Origin of the sequence: Nostoc sp. (assembly GCF_036919615.1) — a bacterium.
In the GTDB taxonomy this organism is placed as follows: domain Bacteria; phylum Cyanobacteriota; class Cyanobacteriia; order Cyanobacteriales; family Nostocaceae; genus Nostoc.
The window spans coordinates 62,329-80,024 of sequence record NZ_JBALCN010000046.1; the positions used below are offsets into that span (position 1 = coordinate 62,329).

General features: G+C 43.8%; 14 protein-coding genes, 1 pseudogene and 1 riboswitch. Of the genes and pseudogenes, 9 read left to right on the forward strand and 6 right to left on the reverse strand.

The genetic code is table 11. The annotated features are described in order from the left end of the window. Positions 1–28 precede the first annotated feature (28 nt). Positions 29–3,652 (reverse strand): HEAT repeat domain-containing protein, encoded by a 3,624-nt coding sequence (locus tag V7K48_RS14885; protein ID WP_335073646.1) that lies wholly within the window; start codon positions 3,650–3,652, stop codon positions 29–31. A gap of 617 nt (positions 3,653–4,269) precedes the next feature. Then, positions 4,270–4,412: riboswitch (cobalamin riboswitch) on the forward strand. 324 nt (positions 4,413–4,736) lie between these two features. Between V7K48_RS14885 and V7K48_RS14890 the strand changes: the two genes are divergently transcribed. From V7K48_RS14890 to V7K48_RS14905, 4 genes are all read left to right on the forward strand, one after another. After that, positions 4,737–5,729, forward strand: coding sequence for a methyltransferase domain-containing protein (locus tag V7K48_RS14890; RefSeq protein ID WP_335073648.1), 993 nt, complete (start codon positions 4,737–4,739; stop codon positions 5,727–5,729). Positions 5,730–5,869: 140 nt separating this feature from the next. After that, positions 5,870–6,925 carry a cobalamin biosynthesis protein CobW gene (cobW, locus tag V7K48_RS14895; protein ID WP_335073650.1) on the forward strand — a complete coding sequence of 352 codons (1,056 nt, stop codon included), beginning with the start codon at positions 5,870–5,872 and terminating at the stop codon, positions 6,923–6,925. After that, positions 6,912–7,376, forward strand: a complete 465-nt coding sequence (locus tag V7K48_RS14900; protein WP_335073652.1) for a hypothetical protein — start codon at positions 6,912–6,914, stop codon at positions 7,374–7,376. Before cobW ends, V7K48_RS14900 begins: the two co-directional genes overlap by 14 nt. 174 nt (positions 7,377–7,550) lie before the next feature. After that, positions 7,551–8,012: a hypothetical protein gene (locus V7K48_RS14905; RefSeq protein ID WP_335073654.1), complete on the forward strand. Its 462-nt coding sequence runs from the start codon at positions 7,551–7,553 to the stop codon at positions 8,010–8,012. Between the two features lie 184 nt (positions 8,013–8,196). Here the strand turns inward: V7K48_RS14905 and V7K48_RS14910 are convergent. The 4 genes and pseudogenes from V7K48_RS14910 to V7K48_RS14925 all read right to left on the reverse strand — a co-directional run. Next, positions 8,197–8,349 (reverse strand): annotated as a pseudogene (locus tag V7K48_RS14910) (IS4 family transposase); the annotation flags it as partial. 186 nt (positions 8,350–8,535) lie between these two features. After that, positions 8,536–8,685, reverse strand: a complete 150-nt coding sequence (locus V7K48_RS14915; protein ID WP_335073656.1) for a hypothetical protein — start codon at positions 8,683–8,685, stop codon at positions 8,536–8,538. A 57-nt stretch (positions 8,686–8,742) separates the two neighbouring features. Beyond that, a complete protein-coding gene (locus V7K48_RS14920; protein ID WP_335073658.1) occupies positions 8,743–9,039 on the reverse strand; it encodes a RidA family protein in 297 nt (98 codons plus the stop codon). 321 nt (positions 9,040–9,360) lie between these two features. Next, entirely contained in the window at positions 9,361–11,430 is a 2,070-nt protein-coding gene (locus tag V7K48_RS14925) for a vWA domain-containing protein (RefSeq protein ID WP_335073660.1), read from the reverse strand. Between the two features lie 844 nt (positions 11,431–12,274). On the opposite strand from V7K48_RS14925, the gene V7K48_RS14930 reads away from it, so the two are divergent. After that, positions 12,275–12,499 carry a hypothetical protein gene (locus tag V7K48_RS14930; protein ID WP_335073662.1) on the forward strand — a complete coding sequence of 75 codons (225 nt, stop codon included), beginning with the start codon at positions 12,275–12,277 and terminating at the stop codon, positions 12,497–12,499. Beyond that, a complete protein-coding gene (locus V7K48_RS14935) occupies positions 12,496–12,780 on the forward strand; it encodes a type II toxin-antitoxin system RelE/ParE family toxin (RefSeq protein ID WP_335073664.1) in 285 nt (94 codons plus the stop codon). The genes V7K48_RS14930 and V7K48_RS14935 overlap by 4 nt, the downstream gene beginning before the upstream one ends. Positions 12,781–13,083: 303 nt before the next feature. Here the strand turns inward: V7K48_RS14935 and V7K48_RS14940 are convergent, their stop codons facing one another. Next, entirely contained in the window at positions 13,084–13,461 is a 378-nt protein-coding gene (locus V7K48_RS14940; protein ID WP_335073666.1) for a CU044_2847 family protein, read from the reverse strand. A 67-nt stretch (positions 13,462–13,528) separates the two neighbouring features. Here V7K48_RS14940 and V7K48_RS14945 point away from each other — a divergent pair, with 67 nt between their 5' ends. From V7K48_RS14945 to V7K48_RS14955, 3 genes are all read left to right on the forward strand, one after another. Next, complete coding sequence (locus V7K48_RS14945) at positions 13,529–16,849, forward strand: nSTAND1 domain-containing NTPase (RefSeq protein WP_335073668.1); 3,321 nt, start codon at positions 13,529–13,531, stop codon at positions 16,847–16,849. Positions 16,850–17,244: 395 nt separating this feature from the next. Further along, on the forward strand, positions 17,245–17,490 hold the full coding sequence (locus V7K48_RS14950) for a DUF1902 domain-containing protein (protein WP_335073925.1): 246 nt from the start codon (positions 17,245–17,247) through the stop codon (positions 17,488–17,490). Beyond that, on the forward strand, positions 17,491–17,688 hold the full coding sequence (locus V7K48_RS14955; protein ID WP_335073670.1) for a type II toxin-antitoxin system HicA family toxin: 198 nt from the start codon (positions 17,491–17,493) through the stop codon (positions 17,686–17,688). Positions 17,689–17,696 lie beyond the last annotated feature (8 nt).

Consider the following 17,696-nt stretch of genomic DNA (forward strand, 5'->3'; position numbering starts at 1 on the left):
GAGCGAAAGAGAAATTAGCCAACAACTCCTACTCAGGTTGATACCAAGCCCTAATCGCTTCAATCGGAATACCAGCAGGAGCAAATAAAATTTTTATTGTCTCAATACCTGCTGCTGTTACCGCTCTTTGCAAACGTACTTTGAGTGTTGGATTATTTTTGATAACTTGCTCAATCACTTGCCTATCTTTTAGTATTGGATGACTCTCAACAGCTTGAGCTACAATTGGTTGAGCATTGATTACAGTCGGTTTATCCTGCTCCATTTTCTCAAGTAATTGATGAAGCACAGTTTCTAAATCAGCAATATCTTTTGTAGACGCATAATTATTTTGAGTGCCAATATTATCACCTTGGATATTTCCTGTAATACTGCCTGTAATGTTGCCAAAGGTAGCACCTGTAAAATCATTTTTAGGAGTTTCTGACATAAATTTGAGTATTTGATTAAGTGTGTTAAGAGAACTGGTTAAAGGATCAGCGTTATTTATCTTCTCATTCAAGGCAGAATAAAAAATTTCATGGTTATAAAATTTGCAACGCTCTTGAATTGTAGAAATTATATCTCTTTTTTCAAGTGAAGGAGTTTCTAATTGTAACTCCCAAATATTATGCAAAACTTCAGAGCCAGCAATTTTTTTTAACGCCTCTGCGGCACTCCTACGAACATAATAATCTTCATCCTGCAAAGCGCCAATTAATGCAGATACCGCCGCTTCATTGCCGATTCTTTCTAAGGCAAATGCGGCACTCCTACGAACAGTAGAATATTCATGCTGCAAAGCGCCAATTAAAGCAAATACCGCTGCTTCATTACCGATTTTTGCTAAGGCAAATGCAGCACCCCAACGAACATCAGAATATTCATGCTGCAAAGCGCCAATTAATGCAGATACCGCCGCTTCATTGCCGATTCTTCCTAAAGCAAATGCTGCACTCCAACGAACATGAGAATCTTCATCCTGCAAAATGCCAATTAAGGCAGATACCACCGCTTCATTGCCGATTTTTCCTAAAGCATCTGCGGCAATCCAACGAACATGAAAATCTTCATGCTGTAAAGCGCCAATCAAGGCAGATACCGCCGCTTCATTGCCGATTCTTCCTAAGGCATCTGCAGCACTCCAACAAACATCAGAATATTCATGCTGCAAAGCACTAATTAAGGCAGATACCGCCGCTTTATTGCCGATTCTTCCTAAGGCATCTGCAGCACTCCAACGAACATGAGAATCTTCATCCTGCAAAGCGCTAATTAAAGCAGATACCGCCGCTTCATTGCTGATTATTCCTAAAGCATCTGCGGCCCTCCTACGAATATAATAATCTTCATCCTGCAAAGTGCCAATTAAGGCAGATACCGCCGCTTCATTGCCAATTCTTTCTAAGGCATCTGTGGCATTCCAACGAACATGAGAATCTTCATCCTGCAAATCACTAATTAAGGCAGATACCACCGCTTCATTGCCGATTTTTCTTAAAGCATCTGTGGCACTCTGACGAACATGAGAATCTTCATGCTGCAAAGCGCTAATTAAAGCAGATACCGCCGCTTCATTACCGATTTTTCCTAATGCATCTGCGGCAATCCAACGAATATGGGAATCTTCATGCTGCAAAGCGCCAATTAAGGCAGATACCGCCGCTTCATTGCCGATTCTTCCTAATGCATCTGCGGCACTCCAACGAACATCAGAATATTCATGCTGCAAAGCACTAATTAAGGCAGATACCGCCGCTTCATTGCCGATTCTTCCTAATGCATCTGCGGCACTCTGACGAATATCAGAATATTCATGCTGCAAAGCGCTAATTAAGGGAGATACCGCCGCTTCATTGCCGATTCTTCCTAATGCATCTGTGGCACTCTGACGAACAACAGAATATTCATGCTGCAAAGCGCTAATTAAGGCAGATACCACCGCTTCATTGCCAATTGTTCCTAAGGCAGATCCGGCACTCCAACAAACATCAGAATATTCATGCTGCAAAGCACTAATTAAGGCAGATACCGCTGCTTCATTGCCGATTCTTCCTAAGGCATATACGGCACTCCTACGAACATCAGAATCTTCATTCTGCAAAGCGCCAATTAATACAGATACCGCCGCTTCATTGCCGATTCCTCCTAAGGCAGATGCGGCACTCCTACGAACATCAGAATCTTTATCATGCAATGAATTATTTAAAAAAGTAACAGTGTATTCAGAGTGAGTGATATCCAACAATTCAACTTTGAGTAATTGATGAATGTCTAACTCTAAAATTAAATCGACTGTTTTTTTCTGATACTCTTGCTTTACCTCTCCTGCCAACCTAGCCCCTAACTTCAAATCCACATCTAGGGCTAACTTCACTACTCGTAAAGCCTGCCCTTCATTATTTACCAACCCTAACATCAACGCCATAGGTTCTGTCCACTTCAAGCAATTTAGATAATCCTGTTTCAGCTTTTCATCACTAATATTGTCAAGCTGTGTGAGTAGAAATTCTGCAGCGTAGTATTCCTGAATTAGCTGGTGGCGAAATTCCATTTCGTTATCTGTTCGCAATTGAATTAAGTAATACTTGAGCAAATCTTCTAGCCAGCTTTTAGCACAATTATCAGCATGAGGCACTTTATTTTGTAAAAATGTCCCTAAAACATTCCTAGCTTGCTGTTTAGAAATAGTTAATTGCACCTCTGTAGAATTGTTGCCTCGCATCATTACAAATGCTAGATGCTGCAACAACTCAGCCTGCCAGTTACGTAACCCTTCTGGAATTGGTACATATTTCTTAAGTTTGTCATACTCTCCAGAAAAGCAACGAAACAGCACACCTAAACTAGTAGGAATTTGTCTGTCAGAGTCGAATACTCTACACAGCATCCACAATAACAGCGGCGTTTCCCCCAATTCCCGCAAGCGTCCAGCCAAATGTCGCAGCATTTCATCACCCACCTCTGGCAAATAGACGCGGACAAACTTTTGCATCTGTGCTTCTGTAAGGGGTTGCATTTCCAGCTTTTTCTCAATACCTAAATCACCCCCCACCCCCAAATCCCGCGTGGTAAAAATCATCGGCGTGAATCGATGATATTTTTGCCGAAATCCATCTAAATCTCGTCTGGCTTCTTCGTTGGGTAATTCATTCAACCCGTCTACAAGTAACAAAAATTGCCCTATAAACAGCAGCTTTTCAATCTCTGTCTTATTGAGGTCTAATTTATGGCAAGTCAAAAAATCTCCAATTAAATCCAGTACCGAAGTTTTGTAGCGTCTTAACTCCACTAGCACAGGAATTTTCTGATTTAGTTCTCCCTGTTTTCCCTTTTGGGCTTCTTCCCACAACAAACGTTCTAAAGCTGTAGATTTGCCTGAACCCGGTCTTCCTACTAGCAAGACATGGCTGGCTGCATACTTCCGTAACCCTTCAAGGATATTCAACCGTTCAATTTTTTCTCTGTCTGGCGCTTCACCTTCTGGTTGCTGTGGTACTGTTTGCACCATCAAACTTAAAGTTTCTAAGCGTCTGCGCGATTTTTTTGGTTCAAGTCTTTGACGGTCTAGGGCATCAGTTGGCGTGTATAAATCTTGCCAATCTCTGAATGTGTCATCCTCGCTGAGAGATTGTAGATATATCTGAAAATCTATGCTGTGGTCTGCAACCATGCCGATAAATAGACCGAGGACTGTTAAGCGCTATTTTATATACTACATAATAAAAAAGTATGGTTCCAAGTTTTCGGTGATAAATAAAATTAACGGTGCGTCTAGCGAAAACATCTAAATCCGCAGCTTTTGATGTTTGCTTTTTGCTTGGCTGGTGGAGAAGTACAATTATAGTTACAGCAGTTTTCATGTATTTGAACCACATCTGTCGTAAGGGCATAGCAATGCTCATTGGTGTCAACTTAAGCTCAAATGCATGTCCCACAGGCGTTTTACCCCCCTTAATCCCCCCTTATAAAGGGGGGAAATAGGAAATTTGGTTCCCTCCCCTTGACAAGGGGAGGGTTAGGGTGGGGCAGGGCGGATCGTGATGGGAAGCCAGAGAACTGAATATCACGTCTTGACAAGGGTTTCACGTTAAGTTGACACGCATGAGCATTGCTGTGCCCCTACCACGTGGTCTATTTACCTGAAAATAGCTGTAACATTATTTCTCACTTCGCAAGCCGCGATCGCCTAATTCATACTTCAATCAAGCTGAAAAATTGCCGCGATTAATGGCGAATGCCAGTATAGATCGACCATTGATTTTTACGCAAGCAAACCACAGTTGTGCTAATATGCAAAAGAATCTCGGTTCTAGTGGGGAACAGCCACTAGAGGAAACGGGGAAAGTCCGGTGTGAATCCGGCGCTGTCCCGCAACTGTAATCAAGGCTTGCCTTGTGAGTCAGAATGCCCGCCGAAGTTGACTTGTAAATTTTGTACATCTGCGAGGCACAGATTAAATATTTTTATGAACATTTTTACAACTACTAGGCAATACAATCTCATAGCTCTACATATCAAGACGCTACAGCTTACGGCTTTCTATGAGATGGTAGGCGATTGATTCACGAGCCAAATTGCGATCGCCTCCGGCGATCGCATACCTGCCCGCCCACGATAATTTCTTTGGCGTGACTATTCACAAATAAAGATGGATACGCTTATTTGTTTGGCTAATGTTCACGCTGAATAAATTTAGTGTTTCGTGTTTCATTACCGTTATAAGATGCGGTTGCCACACTCAAAGGAGTTTTTAGATGAATATTATCTGGCTATTGTTGACAGTGGCGTTAGGGCTAGGGTTAATCTATATCTTCAGCGCCCGCCGCTATCAATCGAGTGATTCTGTTGCCACTGCCTACGATCAATGGACTCAAGATGGCATCTTGGAGTTTTATTGGGGAGAGCATATTCACCTTGGTCATTACGGTTCCCCCCCTCATGCCAAAGATTTTCGTGCCGCCAAGGTAGACTTTGTGCATGAGATGGTGCGTTGGGGTGGGTTGGATCGGTTGGCTGCTGGTACTACGGTTTTGGATGTGGGTTGTGGCATTGGCGGCAGTAGTCGGATCTTAGCGCGGGATTATCGCTTTCGCGTCACAGGCATCACTATCAGCCCGGAACAGGTAAAACGGGCACAGGAATTGACTCCACCAGAAATCCCAGCTCAATTCCAACAAGATGATGCGATGAACTTGTCTTTCCCAGATGCCAGTTTTGATGTGGTGTGGTGTATTGAGGCGGGGCCGCATATGCCAGATAAAGCGATTTTTGCTAAAGAACTGTTGCGGGTACTCAAGCCAGGGGGAATCCTTGTGGTAGCGGATTGGAACCAGCGAGATGCCAGAAAGCAACCTTTGGTGTTGTGGGAAAGTTGGGTGATGCGGCAACTGCTGGATCAATGGGCACATCCTGAATTCGCCAGTATTGAAGGGTTTGCCGAACTTTTACAGGCAACAACCTTGACCGAAGGGGCAGTGATCACTGCCGACTGGACACAGGAAACCTTACCATCTTGGCTTGATTCCATTTGGCAAGGAATCATCCGTCCTCAAGGTTTAGTGGGTTTTGGCCTACCCGGTTTTATCAAATCGCTCCGAGAAGTTCCTACACTGCTGTTGATGCGTTTGGCCTTTGGCGTTGGGCTGTGCCGCTTTGGTATGTTTCGGGCAGTCCGGTGTAAGCAGATCCTCTCCAGTTCATCTAGTTTTCAGAATAAAGAATCCCCTTCCACCTCACCAGCGAATTAGTAAAGACGCGAAATTGGACTTCTCCTGCTTCTTTACGAGACGTTACGCGTATGCTAACGCGTCTCTATTGCCTGATATCTGCGGTTTGAACTTCTTTCTATACATTGCAAAATTAACAATCAACAAACAACATACCTTATATGCAAAAAATTCCCGTCACAGTGATTACAGGATTTCTAGGTGCAGGCAAAACGACGTTAATTCGCCATTTACTCCAAAACAATCAAGGACGACGTATTGCTGTTTTGGTGAATGAATTTGGGGAAATCGGAATTGATGGGGAACTTTTGCGTGATTGCCGAGTCTGTGACGATGAAGAAGACTCCAACAGTAACATTGTTGAACTCACTAACGGTTGTCTGTGCTGTACGGTGCAAGAAGAATTCCTCCCAGCTATGCAAGAATTGCTGAAGCGACGCGCCAGTCTTGATTGTATGTTGATTGAAACCTCTGGACTAGCACTCCCAAAACCATTGGTGCAAGCATTTCGCTGGCCGGAAATTCGCACAGGCGCTACAGTGGACAGCGTAATCACTGTGGTGGATTGTGAAGCGTTAGCAACTAATCAATTTGTAGGCGATTTAGGAGCTTTTGAGGCACAGCGACAAGCCGACTCTAGTATAGAACACGAAACACCCATTGAGGAACTGTTTGAAGATCAGCTGGCTTGTGCTGATCTAGTATTGCTTACTAAGAGCGATCGCGTTGATTTCCCAACACAAGTTAGGGTGCAGGAGTGGCTGAAACAGAACTTATCCCCTGGTGTAAAAGTCATTCCTTGCCAGGATGGTAAAATCGGTTGCGATTTGTTACTCGGTTTCAACGCTGCGGTAGAAGACAACTTGGATAGTCGTCCCAGTCACCACGACAACGAAGCTGAACACGAACATGATGAAGGGATTAATGCAGTGCAACTACTGCTAGACGAAGCATTTGAGCCGTCTGTGTTAGTCAAACGCTTGCAAACATTGGTGCAGCAGCAGGAAATTTATCGAATTAAGGGATTTGTAGCAGTTCCGAACAAAGCGATGCGGCTGGTATTACAGGGAGTTGGTAATCGATTTGACTACTTTTATGATCGGCTTTGGCAACCCCAGGAACCCCGTCAAACACGATTAGTGTTGATTGGACGGGAGCTTGAGCAGGTTCGCATTGAGTCATTGGTGTTAGGGGAGGAAGTGAATGCGACCTTCTAATAGTGTCTGGCAAGGAAATTTTGGCTACTGGCAAAACAGCTTTATTCATAACAATCTGCTGGTAATCGGTTACACAGGATGGAAAGGATTTCAGTCATTTGGGCGGGGAGTTGTCATTTGTGATGTGGATACTCAAGTTACTCACCCCACAATTACAAGTCTTGATACAGTTCCTTTCACCCTCCAATTTCTCCCCTCCGATCTGATTAGGTTTTACTTGCGATCGTTTCAAGATTGCCAAGCTATATCGCAATCAATCTGCTCATCCATGATTTCATCAATTTTCCCAGCAGTCGCAACATACAATCCCCATCAAGATATTCTTTTGGTGCTAAAGGCTGATCCTCAGATTGAGGTTAATTGTTTACACCAACTAAAAATTGCTCCACCCAATTGCTACGAACAAGTTTGCAAGCGTTGGTCAGAATTTAAACCAAGCCTAATGCCCTAAAAGCGATGCCTACAGCTGGCTACACCTACGCACTTCCATCATTACACGCGATCGGTCGTTGAGCATTCAAACGCTGGCTGAAGAAGTCGGTTATCGAGGAATTAGCAGCACGCGCAATTTTTGAGTGTTATTCCATCCAACTCTGGCAGTTATCAATTCATAAGGTTAACCAAAATGACCCCAGAAAAAAACACCCAAGATTGGCAACAAGCTTTCATCGCTACCAATATATTAGCAATTGGTTACAACGCTTGGGTTGGTTATTTAGAAGGAGAACGTGGTGTTGTAATTTGCAGTACCAATTCTCCACACTTAGGTATTGTTGGCGAAACATTTAAAGCGCATTTTATCTCACGTAAAAATCTTGCAGGTTTCTTAAATGCGTGGTTAATAGCACCGGATACTATACTGTTACAAAGACACTTCATGAATGCTCATATTCTCGAAGCTGTAGATAATTATAATCCGCAGACCGACGTTGTGTTTTTATTGGAGTACGGTCATCAAGCTGGGTTTTTCTATTTAACTAAATTACCAATTACACCACCGCAATGTTACCAATCTGTATGCAAAGAATGGGCAGAATTCCAACCGATATTCACCCCCTGGAACGGAGAAAAAATATGTCAAGATTAATTCAACTAGAATTTCCAGAACATTTAAATAATCCTCAAAAAATAATGAGTATAAGTCGTTTTTTAGTTTTTATTTTCCGCTTTTTAATTGCTTCTATCAACAAGGCATTTTTTGTAACTATTGAGATGCATAGAGCTTTCCTAGTAAAGTTGAAGCCTTAAACACCGAAATCTTAAAAACCTCAAGTACCGCCAATGCCTGCCCAACAGGAGATTCCCAACATGGTGACTCGGCCGCTCATTTCTAACATGGCGATGATTATCTGGTTCAATTGCCGCATTGTTGTCACGTTGATCTGCGGTAGCAGACATTGTAACAGTGATAGGATATCAGGCATGGGCTGAAGAGTAGTTTTTGAGTTGTCGTTGTGAGAGACAATAACTCTACTACATCAGCCCTATCTCTTCATACTCTTTTTTTGGCGAAGGTATTGTATGCGCCCTGGATTAATTTGAATTGGCTGAAGGGACTTGATGGTGATGAGATGAAAAATGCTGTGATTCCAAGGATATTGATCTGTTGCTCAAGCACCTGAGGAGAACACAGCAACGGCAGCAGTGACAATTTTTATCTCTACCTTACCTAAACTCGGCAGTAAAATTTCAGGTGTTATCGAAGGCATCTGTGAGAGCAATAGGGTTCCAATATTCACTGTAGTAAACAGTCTTGCCATCTTTGACTTTTAGTCGGACGACATAATCTTGTTCATAACGACGACCCGTAGTAGGAATTAGAGCTGATCCATGCAGCTATCCCCCATGAATTCCCTAAGTTCACCACGAACGTAAACGCGAAGGCTAAACAGATTTTCTACCGAGCTTCCCGCTGCATCTAGGACGATGCTTAGATTAGTCAGCACATTCTTTAGTTGCCCCTCGACGGTATGGCATAAAACTTGGTGGTTCATGTCCCAGTCAACTTGACCAGAAATGTAAACGGTAGCCGATGCGGTATCAATAACTGCTTTAGACATACCGTGCGGTCTGACATCATAGAGTTCTGGCGGATTGATAAGTTGTTTTCTCATTGTGCCTAATCCTTGTGCGTGTGAAAGTATAGAAACTGCTCATGTTCTGAAGTTTAATAAGTTTCAGCACTCAACTTCTTTCAGATTCTTACAACGCTTTATTAGATTCTTAATCTTAAGGTGTTCATTAATTTGCTTCAGGAGTATTCAGAAGCGATCGCAGCTTGAAGTGAGTTAACTTCTGCGATCGCTCTTTTGGTGTGGGTTATGAATATCTCCAAGATATTACAGCGCTTTTCAAGTAATTGAACTACACCACTCCCTACTCCCCGTCTCAGTTATGGTCTAAATACTTGAAAAATACTCTAAAAGCAATCCAAATCATTTCCTGGTAATCAACCCCCTAGATTGCTCCACCAGGCGAATAAACTCACCCCGATAGCCCTCCTGGTCTTCTCCCTTCGCCTGGGTTGCCAATTTCATCACCAAATCATAATTAGCATTCCCCTTATACTCAGAGTCACGCAGCACCATCCCAAAGGTAGCCACCGCAGCAGCAAATCTCAGGTTTGTGGAGGGTATCTGGTCGGTTCTCAAATCATCATCTTGGATGGTTTGGGTAAGTAGTTGACTGGTGCTGTCCTGGGGCAATTTATAGCGTAGTTTCACCTGCATTAACTCATTGCCGCCAGCATCCAGCGCTGTTTCACCAGAACGCTGATACCGCAAGGGGTCTACCTCCGGCAGTTTCACATCACTCTTTGTACCAGTGGGAATTATTTCATAAAGGGCTGTAACAGAATGACCAGCCCCAATATCCCCTGCATCTTTCTTATCGTCATTGAAATCCTGGTTTTGCAGCAGGCGGTTTTCGTAGCCAATCAAGCGATATGCCTGAACTTTCGCCGGATTAAATTCCACCTGAATTTTTACATCTTTGGCAATGGTAAACAAAGTTCCCCTTAGATCGTTAACTAAAACCTTTTTGGCTTCCAATAGGGTATCGATGTAAGCGTAGTTACCGTTACCCTTATCAGCCAGTTGCTCCATTTTTCCGTCCTTATAATTACCGGTGCCAAATCCCAACACCGTCAGGAAAATTCCCTGGTCTCGCTTCTGTTCAATTAATCGCGTCAGGTCGGCATCACTGGAAACCCCAACGTTAAAGTCTCCATCGGTAGCTAAAATTACTCTGTTATTACCAGACTTGAGGAAGCTTTGTTTGGCTATCTTGTAAGCTAGTTCAATGCCCTGACCACCAGCAGTGGAGCCTCCAGCCTCCAAGCGGTCAATCGCCGCCAGAATTTTTGATTTCTGACTACCAGGAGTAGCAGGTAACACCAATCCAGCATTCCCAGCGTAGACTACCAAACTTACCCGGTCTTCAGGACGCAGTTTATTCACCAGCAATTTCAGGGACTGTTGTACCAAGGGTAATTTGTTGGGATCATCCATAGAACCGGAGACATCAATCAGAAATACTAAGTTGCTAGGTGGTAAGGTTTCACTCTCTAGGCGTTTACCTTGCAAACCCACCTCTACCAGCTTGTGTTGAGGATTCCACGGAGCAGCAGCAACTTCAGTGGTGACAGAAAAAGGGCGTTCGCTTTTTGGTTGGGGATAATTGTAGGTAAAATAATTGATCAGTTCCTCAATTCGCACTGCATCCTTGGGTGGTAATTCCCCTTGAGTAATAAACCGTCGCATGTTGCTGTAGGATGCTGTATCTACATCAATGGAAAAGGTGGAAAGGGGATCATTACTGACGCGATGAAAGGGATTATCCTCAATCCGGTTGTAGTTTTCTGTATTGAATCTACTACCTGTTTGTGGCTCTGGGGCAACCCTTCCAATACTGCTACCAGCTTGGAGTTTAGGAATATTCGCGCGGTTAGCAACTTCAGGAAGGATAGATGAGTCAGACGGAATACTAAGGGGTGGGGCTGTGGGTAAGCGTTGAGTCTTTCGGATAGACTCAGCTTGAGTACGTTCTCTGGTAGTTTGAGTAGGAGTGATAGGACTACGATCTGCCAATTCATCTCTCAGACTTCTTAAAGTTGCTAACTCCGGTGCGAATTCGGACTGCAAGCGATACAGAGTTTTCATATCCGCTTGGGTAACTATCTTGGGATCAGTCGCTATTAGCTCATTGCTCCGATTTAGACAGGCATTCAAGACTGTGGCAAACTCAGTCCGGGTTACAGGAAGAGTGCCAAAGTTTTGGATGGGGACGACACAACTATACTGTTGTACCAATGCCTGGAGTGCTTGGTAGTCAGGGTGATTCGGTAAAATGGAGGTTGTTGGGGTAGAGATGGGAGAAGTCTGATTGGCTGGAACTGCAACCGTCGCAGATTGACGTAAAATCGCAATTCCTACTGACGGTATTAATAACAACAGTGTTACAATACTGACTCGCTGCCACATTTTGAACTGAATCGGGTAAGACATGGTTAAATCCTCACACTAAATTTTTCTGTTATATCTAAAGTTTCTACTTACCTAGAATAGTCCTGAGCAGCCTGGGATTTCATAACCGTTGCAGTTTTAGTAACTGTAACTTATACAACACTAATCATTGCTGTCTAGTATCAGGATATATAACAGTATTTATTGGTATCAGTTGAATAATCCGGGTCAAGCAATTACTCCATCGCTCAACTCCAGGACACTCAACAGTTTTTCTGACAAAGCAGTTAAATAAGGGCGAGTTAGCTTTTCCAAGGACTGCAACTCCCTTTTTGACTGTGCCAATTTTAGATTTTAGATTTTAGATTAAGATAGGACTTACGCACAAGTGACGGAAAATCAAACCGCAGAGGCACAGAGGACACGGAGGAATGAAAGTTTAAGAGGTATTTTGCGTAAGTCCTGTAAGAATTAAAAATTATTTCGGTTCATGGCCCGACGTTGTGTGGGCGGAACAATTCCATTTTTCCATTATTCAGCTTGCTCCACACCCAATCTTGCCGGGGTCAATCCAAAATCCAAAATTGATAGACTGTCTCCAAAGAGTGAATCAGAATATATTAGCTTCAGGCGATCGCACAATTTACTGCTATGAAGTGGGACAATTAGACATGTCCCAAAAAGAATGTAGAGACGCGCAAGAAACGCCCCGCTACGCTAATGTCCTGCTGCCCTAACGCGTCTTTACAAAGGTTTCGGCGAACGCATAATTGCCTAGCCCGCCTTCAAGACGAGATCGGAGGCGAATGCATCGCTGCTCTCGTAGCTTGGGTTTGGTTAGCTTGAAGTACAATTAAATCTAAATTTAAAAAAGAATCACAGCAGTATGGTAACTCTGGAACAAGCACTCGAGACAATCAGCCAACTCCCGCCAGAACAGCAAGAAATGCTCATAGAAATTATCAAGAATCGCCTGATTGAAACTCGTCGCCAAGAAATTGCACAGGATGCGAAAGTTGCGATCGCTGCCTTTCATCAGGGTCAACTGTCCCATCAGTCTGTTGCAGAAGTGATTACAGAATTACGAACAATACTGTCAGAAAGTGAATGAGACAATTAGTTATAACCCCGAAATTCAAGCGATCGTTTCGTAAGTTAGTTTTCGATAATCCTAAGCTACAAGAAAGAATTGAAGACACCTTACAACAGATGCAAGAGGATGTTTTTCTGCCTCGACTTGCTACACACTCTCTTGAAGGCAAATTATCGGGATTAAGCGCCTGTTCCTGTGGTTACGACTGCCGAATTGTGTTTTCACTCGAAATCGATCACAAAACTGACGAAGAAGTTATCATTTTGCTTGATATTGATACCCATCTTGAACTTTACTGAGATCAATCCTGGGTTGACGTAGCTCAACCCAAGTATCACATTCTGAATCCTCTTTGGTGACTAATGGTGCGATCGCCAAGAATAATACAATGTTAATGGTGGTAAGTGAAGGGCGTAGGCGTAGCCCCTCGGAGACATCGCTTACCCTTTGAACTCAAAACTTCATCCTTAGAACTGCAACATCCGAGATTCAAGGGTGAATTCTGGTAAGTGACGGGCATAGGTGTAACTCGTCGGAGACATCGCTTCCACAATTCCTTGCAGAGTTGAAGGTATAAAGCTTATCCCTCCTAAAGCAAAACCTCAAGTGTTGGAATTTTGCTTGTTTTCAGGAAACTTACACTTCACCTCGATTTCAAAATTACTCTCCGCCGAACCTTCAGTTACGAAGGGGATACCAGTTTTTCCGCCTATCTTCAAGCCAAACTTCAGAGTCACCTCTTCAACTTCGGCAGCACCTAAATTTTTAAAAGCGCCAATGGCATATTTGGTATAAGCTCGAATTTGATGGTGAACTTCCTCAATCTTGACAAATGCCTCTTCCCGCCAGCCGTAGGATTCTTTATCTTCATCAACCTCCGGTGTGATTATTTCTGGAACAGTTGGCGTTTCCTTTGACTCGAACAGAATTGTATAGATTTCCCCGTCTTCTTCAAAGACTAAACGTTCTATGTTCGACATCAAGCCCTCAGATTTTAGGTGTATTTACGTTATCTTATTCTGTAACAGACAACTTAAATATGTATAGATGGCTCGTTACGCGCTTGTTGTTGGCATTACAGATTATACAAATCAGCTTTCCAACCTCACAAAACCAGCTACGGATGCAGAAGCGGTAGAACAGGTACTAAAGGCGCATGGTGATTTTGAGCATATCGCTGTTCTCAAAGGGAAAGTTAGTACAACTAAGTTGGCTGAAGCTTTAAAAACACTTTTGCAACAACAAGCAGTTAAAAACGAAGCGCTAATTTACTTTACAGGGCATGGGATCACCGTATCTGACAGCTTAGGAACACAACAAGCCTATCTAGCCACTTCTGACTTGACAATTGTCACTCAAGGCAAGCAAATTATTGAACAAACAGGCGGGATTAGTCTTCTCAGTCTCAACAATTTAATTAGAGACTCCGACTTGAGTAGTCTAGTAGTGCTGTTAGATTGCTGTCATAGCGGTGAATTTTTAGAACGCAATCTCATCGAAAAAACTCTTACTGCCTTTATTTTACAGCGCGATTACTACTTTATTGCTGCTTGCAGAGGTTTTCAACAAGCCTATGCCAAAAAAATAGCACAACACAGTATTTTTACAACAGCTTTGCTGGCTGGTTTGTCACCAGAAAACACTAATGATCATGGAAAAGTGACAGGCGCTCGCCTCTTCGATATACTTGCCACAGAACTTAAAAGCAGTGGTCAAGAACCAATCCGCATGGGTTGGGGGCGTTCCATTACTCTAATTACCTACAATAATCAAACACAAGCTCAAACCTTTGAAGTAGAAGAAGAATGTCCTTACCAAGGGTTAAAAGCCTTTGAAGCCGAACAAAAACAGTTTTTCTTTGGGCGCCAGCAGGTTGTGAAGAAGATTCTGGGGAAACTGGAACAAATGCCCTTTGTTCCGATTATTGGCGCTTCCGGGAGTGGTAAATCTTCTGTAGTTCAGGCGGGTTTGATTCCAGAATTAGATGATAGTGTCTGGCAAATTTTACCGCCAATCAAGCCAGGATTTCAGCCTTTGCAGGAATTGAGAGGAGTTCTGAAAGCATTTTTTCCAGGGGCGAGAAAAGAAAGATTGCTTTGGGAGCTGATTACTAATGAACCGAATCCTTTACCTATAATTTTGCAGCATCTCACAGGTGCAGAAAAATTTTTATTGGTAGTAGATCAGTTTGAGGAACTATTTACTGTCTCTGTTGCTGAAGAAAAGCAGAGATTTATTGAATTGCTGACTCAGGTTGTAGAGATGACCGATTCGCGGTTAGCAGTTGTGATTACCATGCGATCGGATTTTTTTGAACCATGTTTAGATTATCCCTGTTTAAATAAATTAATTGAAAATCAGCTTGTTTTGATGCCGCGTATCACTGGAGTTGATTTAAAAGAGACAATAACCGAACCAGCTAAACTTCAAGGTTATAGTGTTGAAGAAAGATTAGTACTGAAAATTTTAGAAGATGTTGGTAAAGAACCGGGATACTTGCCGTTGATGGAGTTTGCTTTAACTAGACTTTGGGAAAAACGCGACCAACAAAAGCATCAGCTCACCCTAGAACAGTATGAAAACTTCCAAGGATTGACAGGGGCGCTGAATTTTCATGCAGAAAATGTTTATCTTTACGAAGATTATCAGCAGGATTCCCCGACTCAAGAACGAAATGAACAGGAAAAGGACTGGATTAAGCAAATTTTCCTGCGATTATTGCGAACGGGAGAGGGAGAAAAGGATACGCGACAGCGCCAACCAAAAGCTGAACTGTTAGCCATTGCTGATAATGACCAAAAACAGCAGGAAGCATTAAGTGAATTACTAGATGAAGGATTGGTGAAGGGACGTTTGATAGTAGCTGGGAAAGATGAACAAGGAAAAGCTTGGATTGACTTAGCCCATGAAGCCTTAATTGAGGGTTGGGAGAGGTTTGCTCAATGGCGACAACAAGACCGAGACTTACGGCGGTTACATGATAAATTAGCCGATGCTTTGCGAGAGTGGTTGTACAAGGAAGAAGATGAACAATACCTCATGCCAAGAGGATTGTTAGCAGAGGTGCAGAACAATTGGGAAAAGTTAAAGCCTGATTTATCATCTCAAGCCAAGAACTTTTCTCAGCGCAGCCTTGCTTATGAAGAAAAACGGAGTGCCGAACGGCAATTTGTTCTCCAAGACAGCATTAAAAAATCTTTGCAAAAGAAAACAGAAACTATCAAGAAAATACTCCCTGTCCAACCCCTCACAGCTTCGGTTATGGCAATACAAGTCATAGGTGAGAATCTGGAGAAAATGCCAGAGCAAATTCTCACTCCAGTTCAGAATAGCCTGCAACAAGCGATGGAGGTCTTAACTCCTTTCCGTGGGCATCAGGGTTGGGTCTGGTCTGTCGCCATTAGCTCGGATGGGCAGACGATTGTCAGTGGGGGTGGTGACGGCACAGTGCGGTTGTGGAATTTCCAAGGTCAGCCCTTGGCTGAACCCTTCCGTGGTCATCAGCGTGAGGTCTATTCTGTCGCCATTAGCCCGGATGGGCAGACGATTATCAGTGGGGGTGAAGACGGCACAGTGCGGTTGTGGAATTTCCAAGGTCAGCCCTTGGCTGAACCCTTCCGTGGTCATCAGCGTGAGGTTTATTCTGTCGCCATTAGCCCGGATGGGCAGACTATTGTCAGTGGGGGTGGTGACGGCACAGTGCGGTTGTGGAATTTCCAAGGTCAGCCCTTGGTTGAACCCTTCCGTGGTCATCAGGGTAGGGTCTATTCTGTCGCCATTAGCCCGGATTGGCAGACGATTGTCAGTGGGGGTGATGACGGCACAGTGCGGTTGTGGAATTTCCAAGGTCAGCCCTTGGCTGAATTCTTCAGTGGTCATCAGGGTGGGGTCATTTCTGTCGCCATCAGCCCGGATGGTCAGACGATTGTCAGTGGGGGTGATGACGGCACAGTGCGGTTGTGGAATCTCCAAGGTCAGCCCTTGGCTGGACCCTTCCGTAATCATGAGGGTGGGGTCTATTCTGTCGCCATCAGCGCGGATGGGCAGACGATTGTCAGTGGGGGTGAAGACGGCACAGTGCGGTTGTGGAATTTCCAAGGTCTGCCCTTGGCTGAACCCTTCCGTGGTCATGAGGGTGGGGTCTGGTCTGTCGCCATTAGCGTGGATAGCCAGACGATTGTCAGTGTCGGTCGTAAAGGCACAGTGCGGTTGTGGCGGGCTGACTGGCGTATATGGTTGCAAGTCTGTTGTGACAGGTTGCGTTACCATCCCATCTTCACCAATCCGCAAACTGAGGAAGCAAAAGCCGCTTGTGAAGTCTGCCGTAAATATGTTTGGAGTAAAGAAGAAGATAAAAGCGAGGATTAATGAGAAGAAAACAGGAGAAATAAACCTCTAATCTCCAAAGTTGAGGCTCAGAACTCCAGTTTTCACCTTGTGAACTCGAAATTTCGACCTCTGAACTCGGAACTTCGACCTTTGAACTCGCAACTTCGACCTCTGAACTTGAAACTTCGACCTTTGAACTCGCAACTTCGACCGCTGAACTTGGAACTTCGACCTCTGAACTCGGAACCTCGACCTCTGAACTCGGAACTCCGAGATCCAAGGGTGAATGATGGTGAGTCAAAGGCGTAGGGTAGCCCGTCGGAGCGATCGCTTTGATGATCAAAAATGCGATTGTTTGGTATCTAATAGTGCATCTACGCTTACCCTGAGAACTCGGATGTTCTAAACTGGAACTACATTGTAAACACTCAATGATGGCACAAATCACATTTAAGGTTGAAGCATTTTGGGATTCAGACGCAGAAGTTTGGGTAGCAACTAGTGATGACGTACCTGGATTAGTAACAGAAGCTTCTACAATTGAGGTTCTGACGCAAAAGCTGCGAGAAATAATTCCAGAACTGATCATTGTGAACAAAATTGTCCCTCCTGACTATGTGGGTTCTATCACCTTTGAGTTAACCAGCCATCGACAAGAGTTGATTAAGGTGGCTTCATAGATGGGTGCATCGTTTACTCCTGAGTTGAAAAAGATGCTTTCAGAAGTTGGCTGCTACTTTGAACGGCAAGATAAAGGAGATCATGAAATCTGGTACAGTCCAATCACAGATCGTCAGTTTGTTGTAGACGGAACCATCAAGTCACGCCATACCGCTAACGGAGTTTTGAAACAAGCTGGACTTCCCAAAGCCTTTTAGGGGGGTAA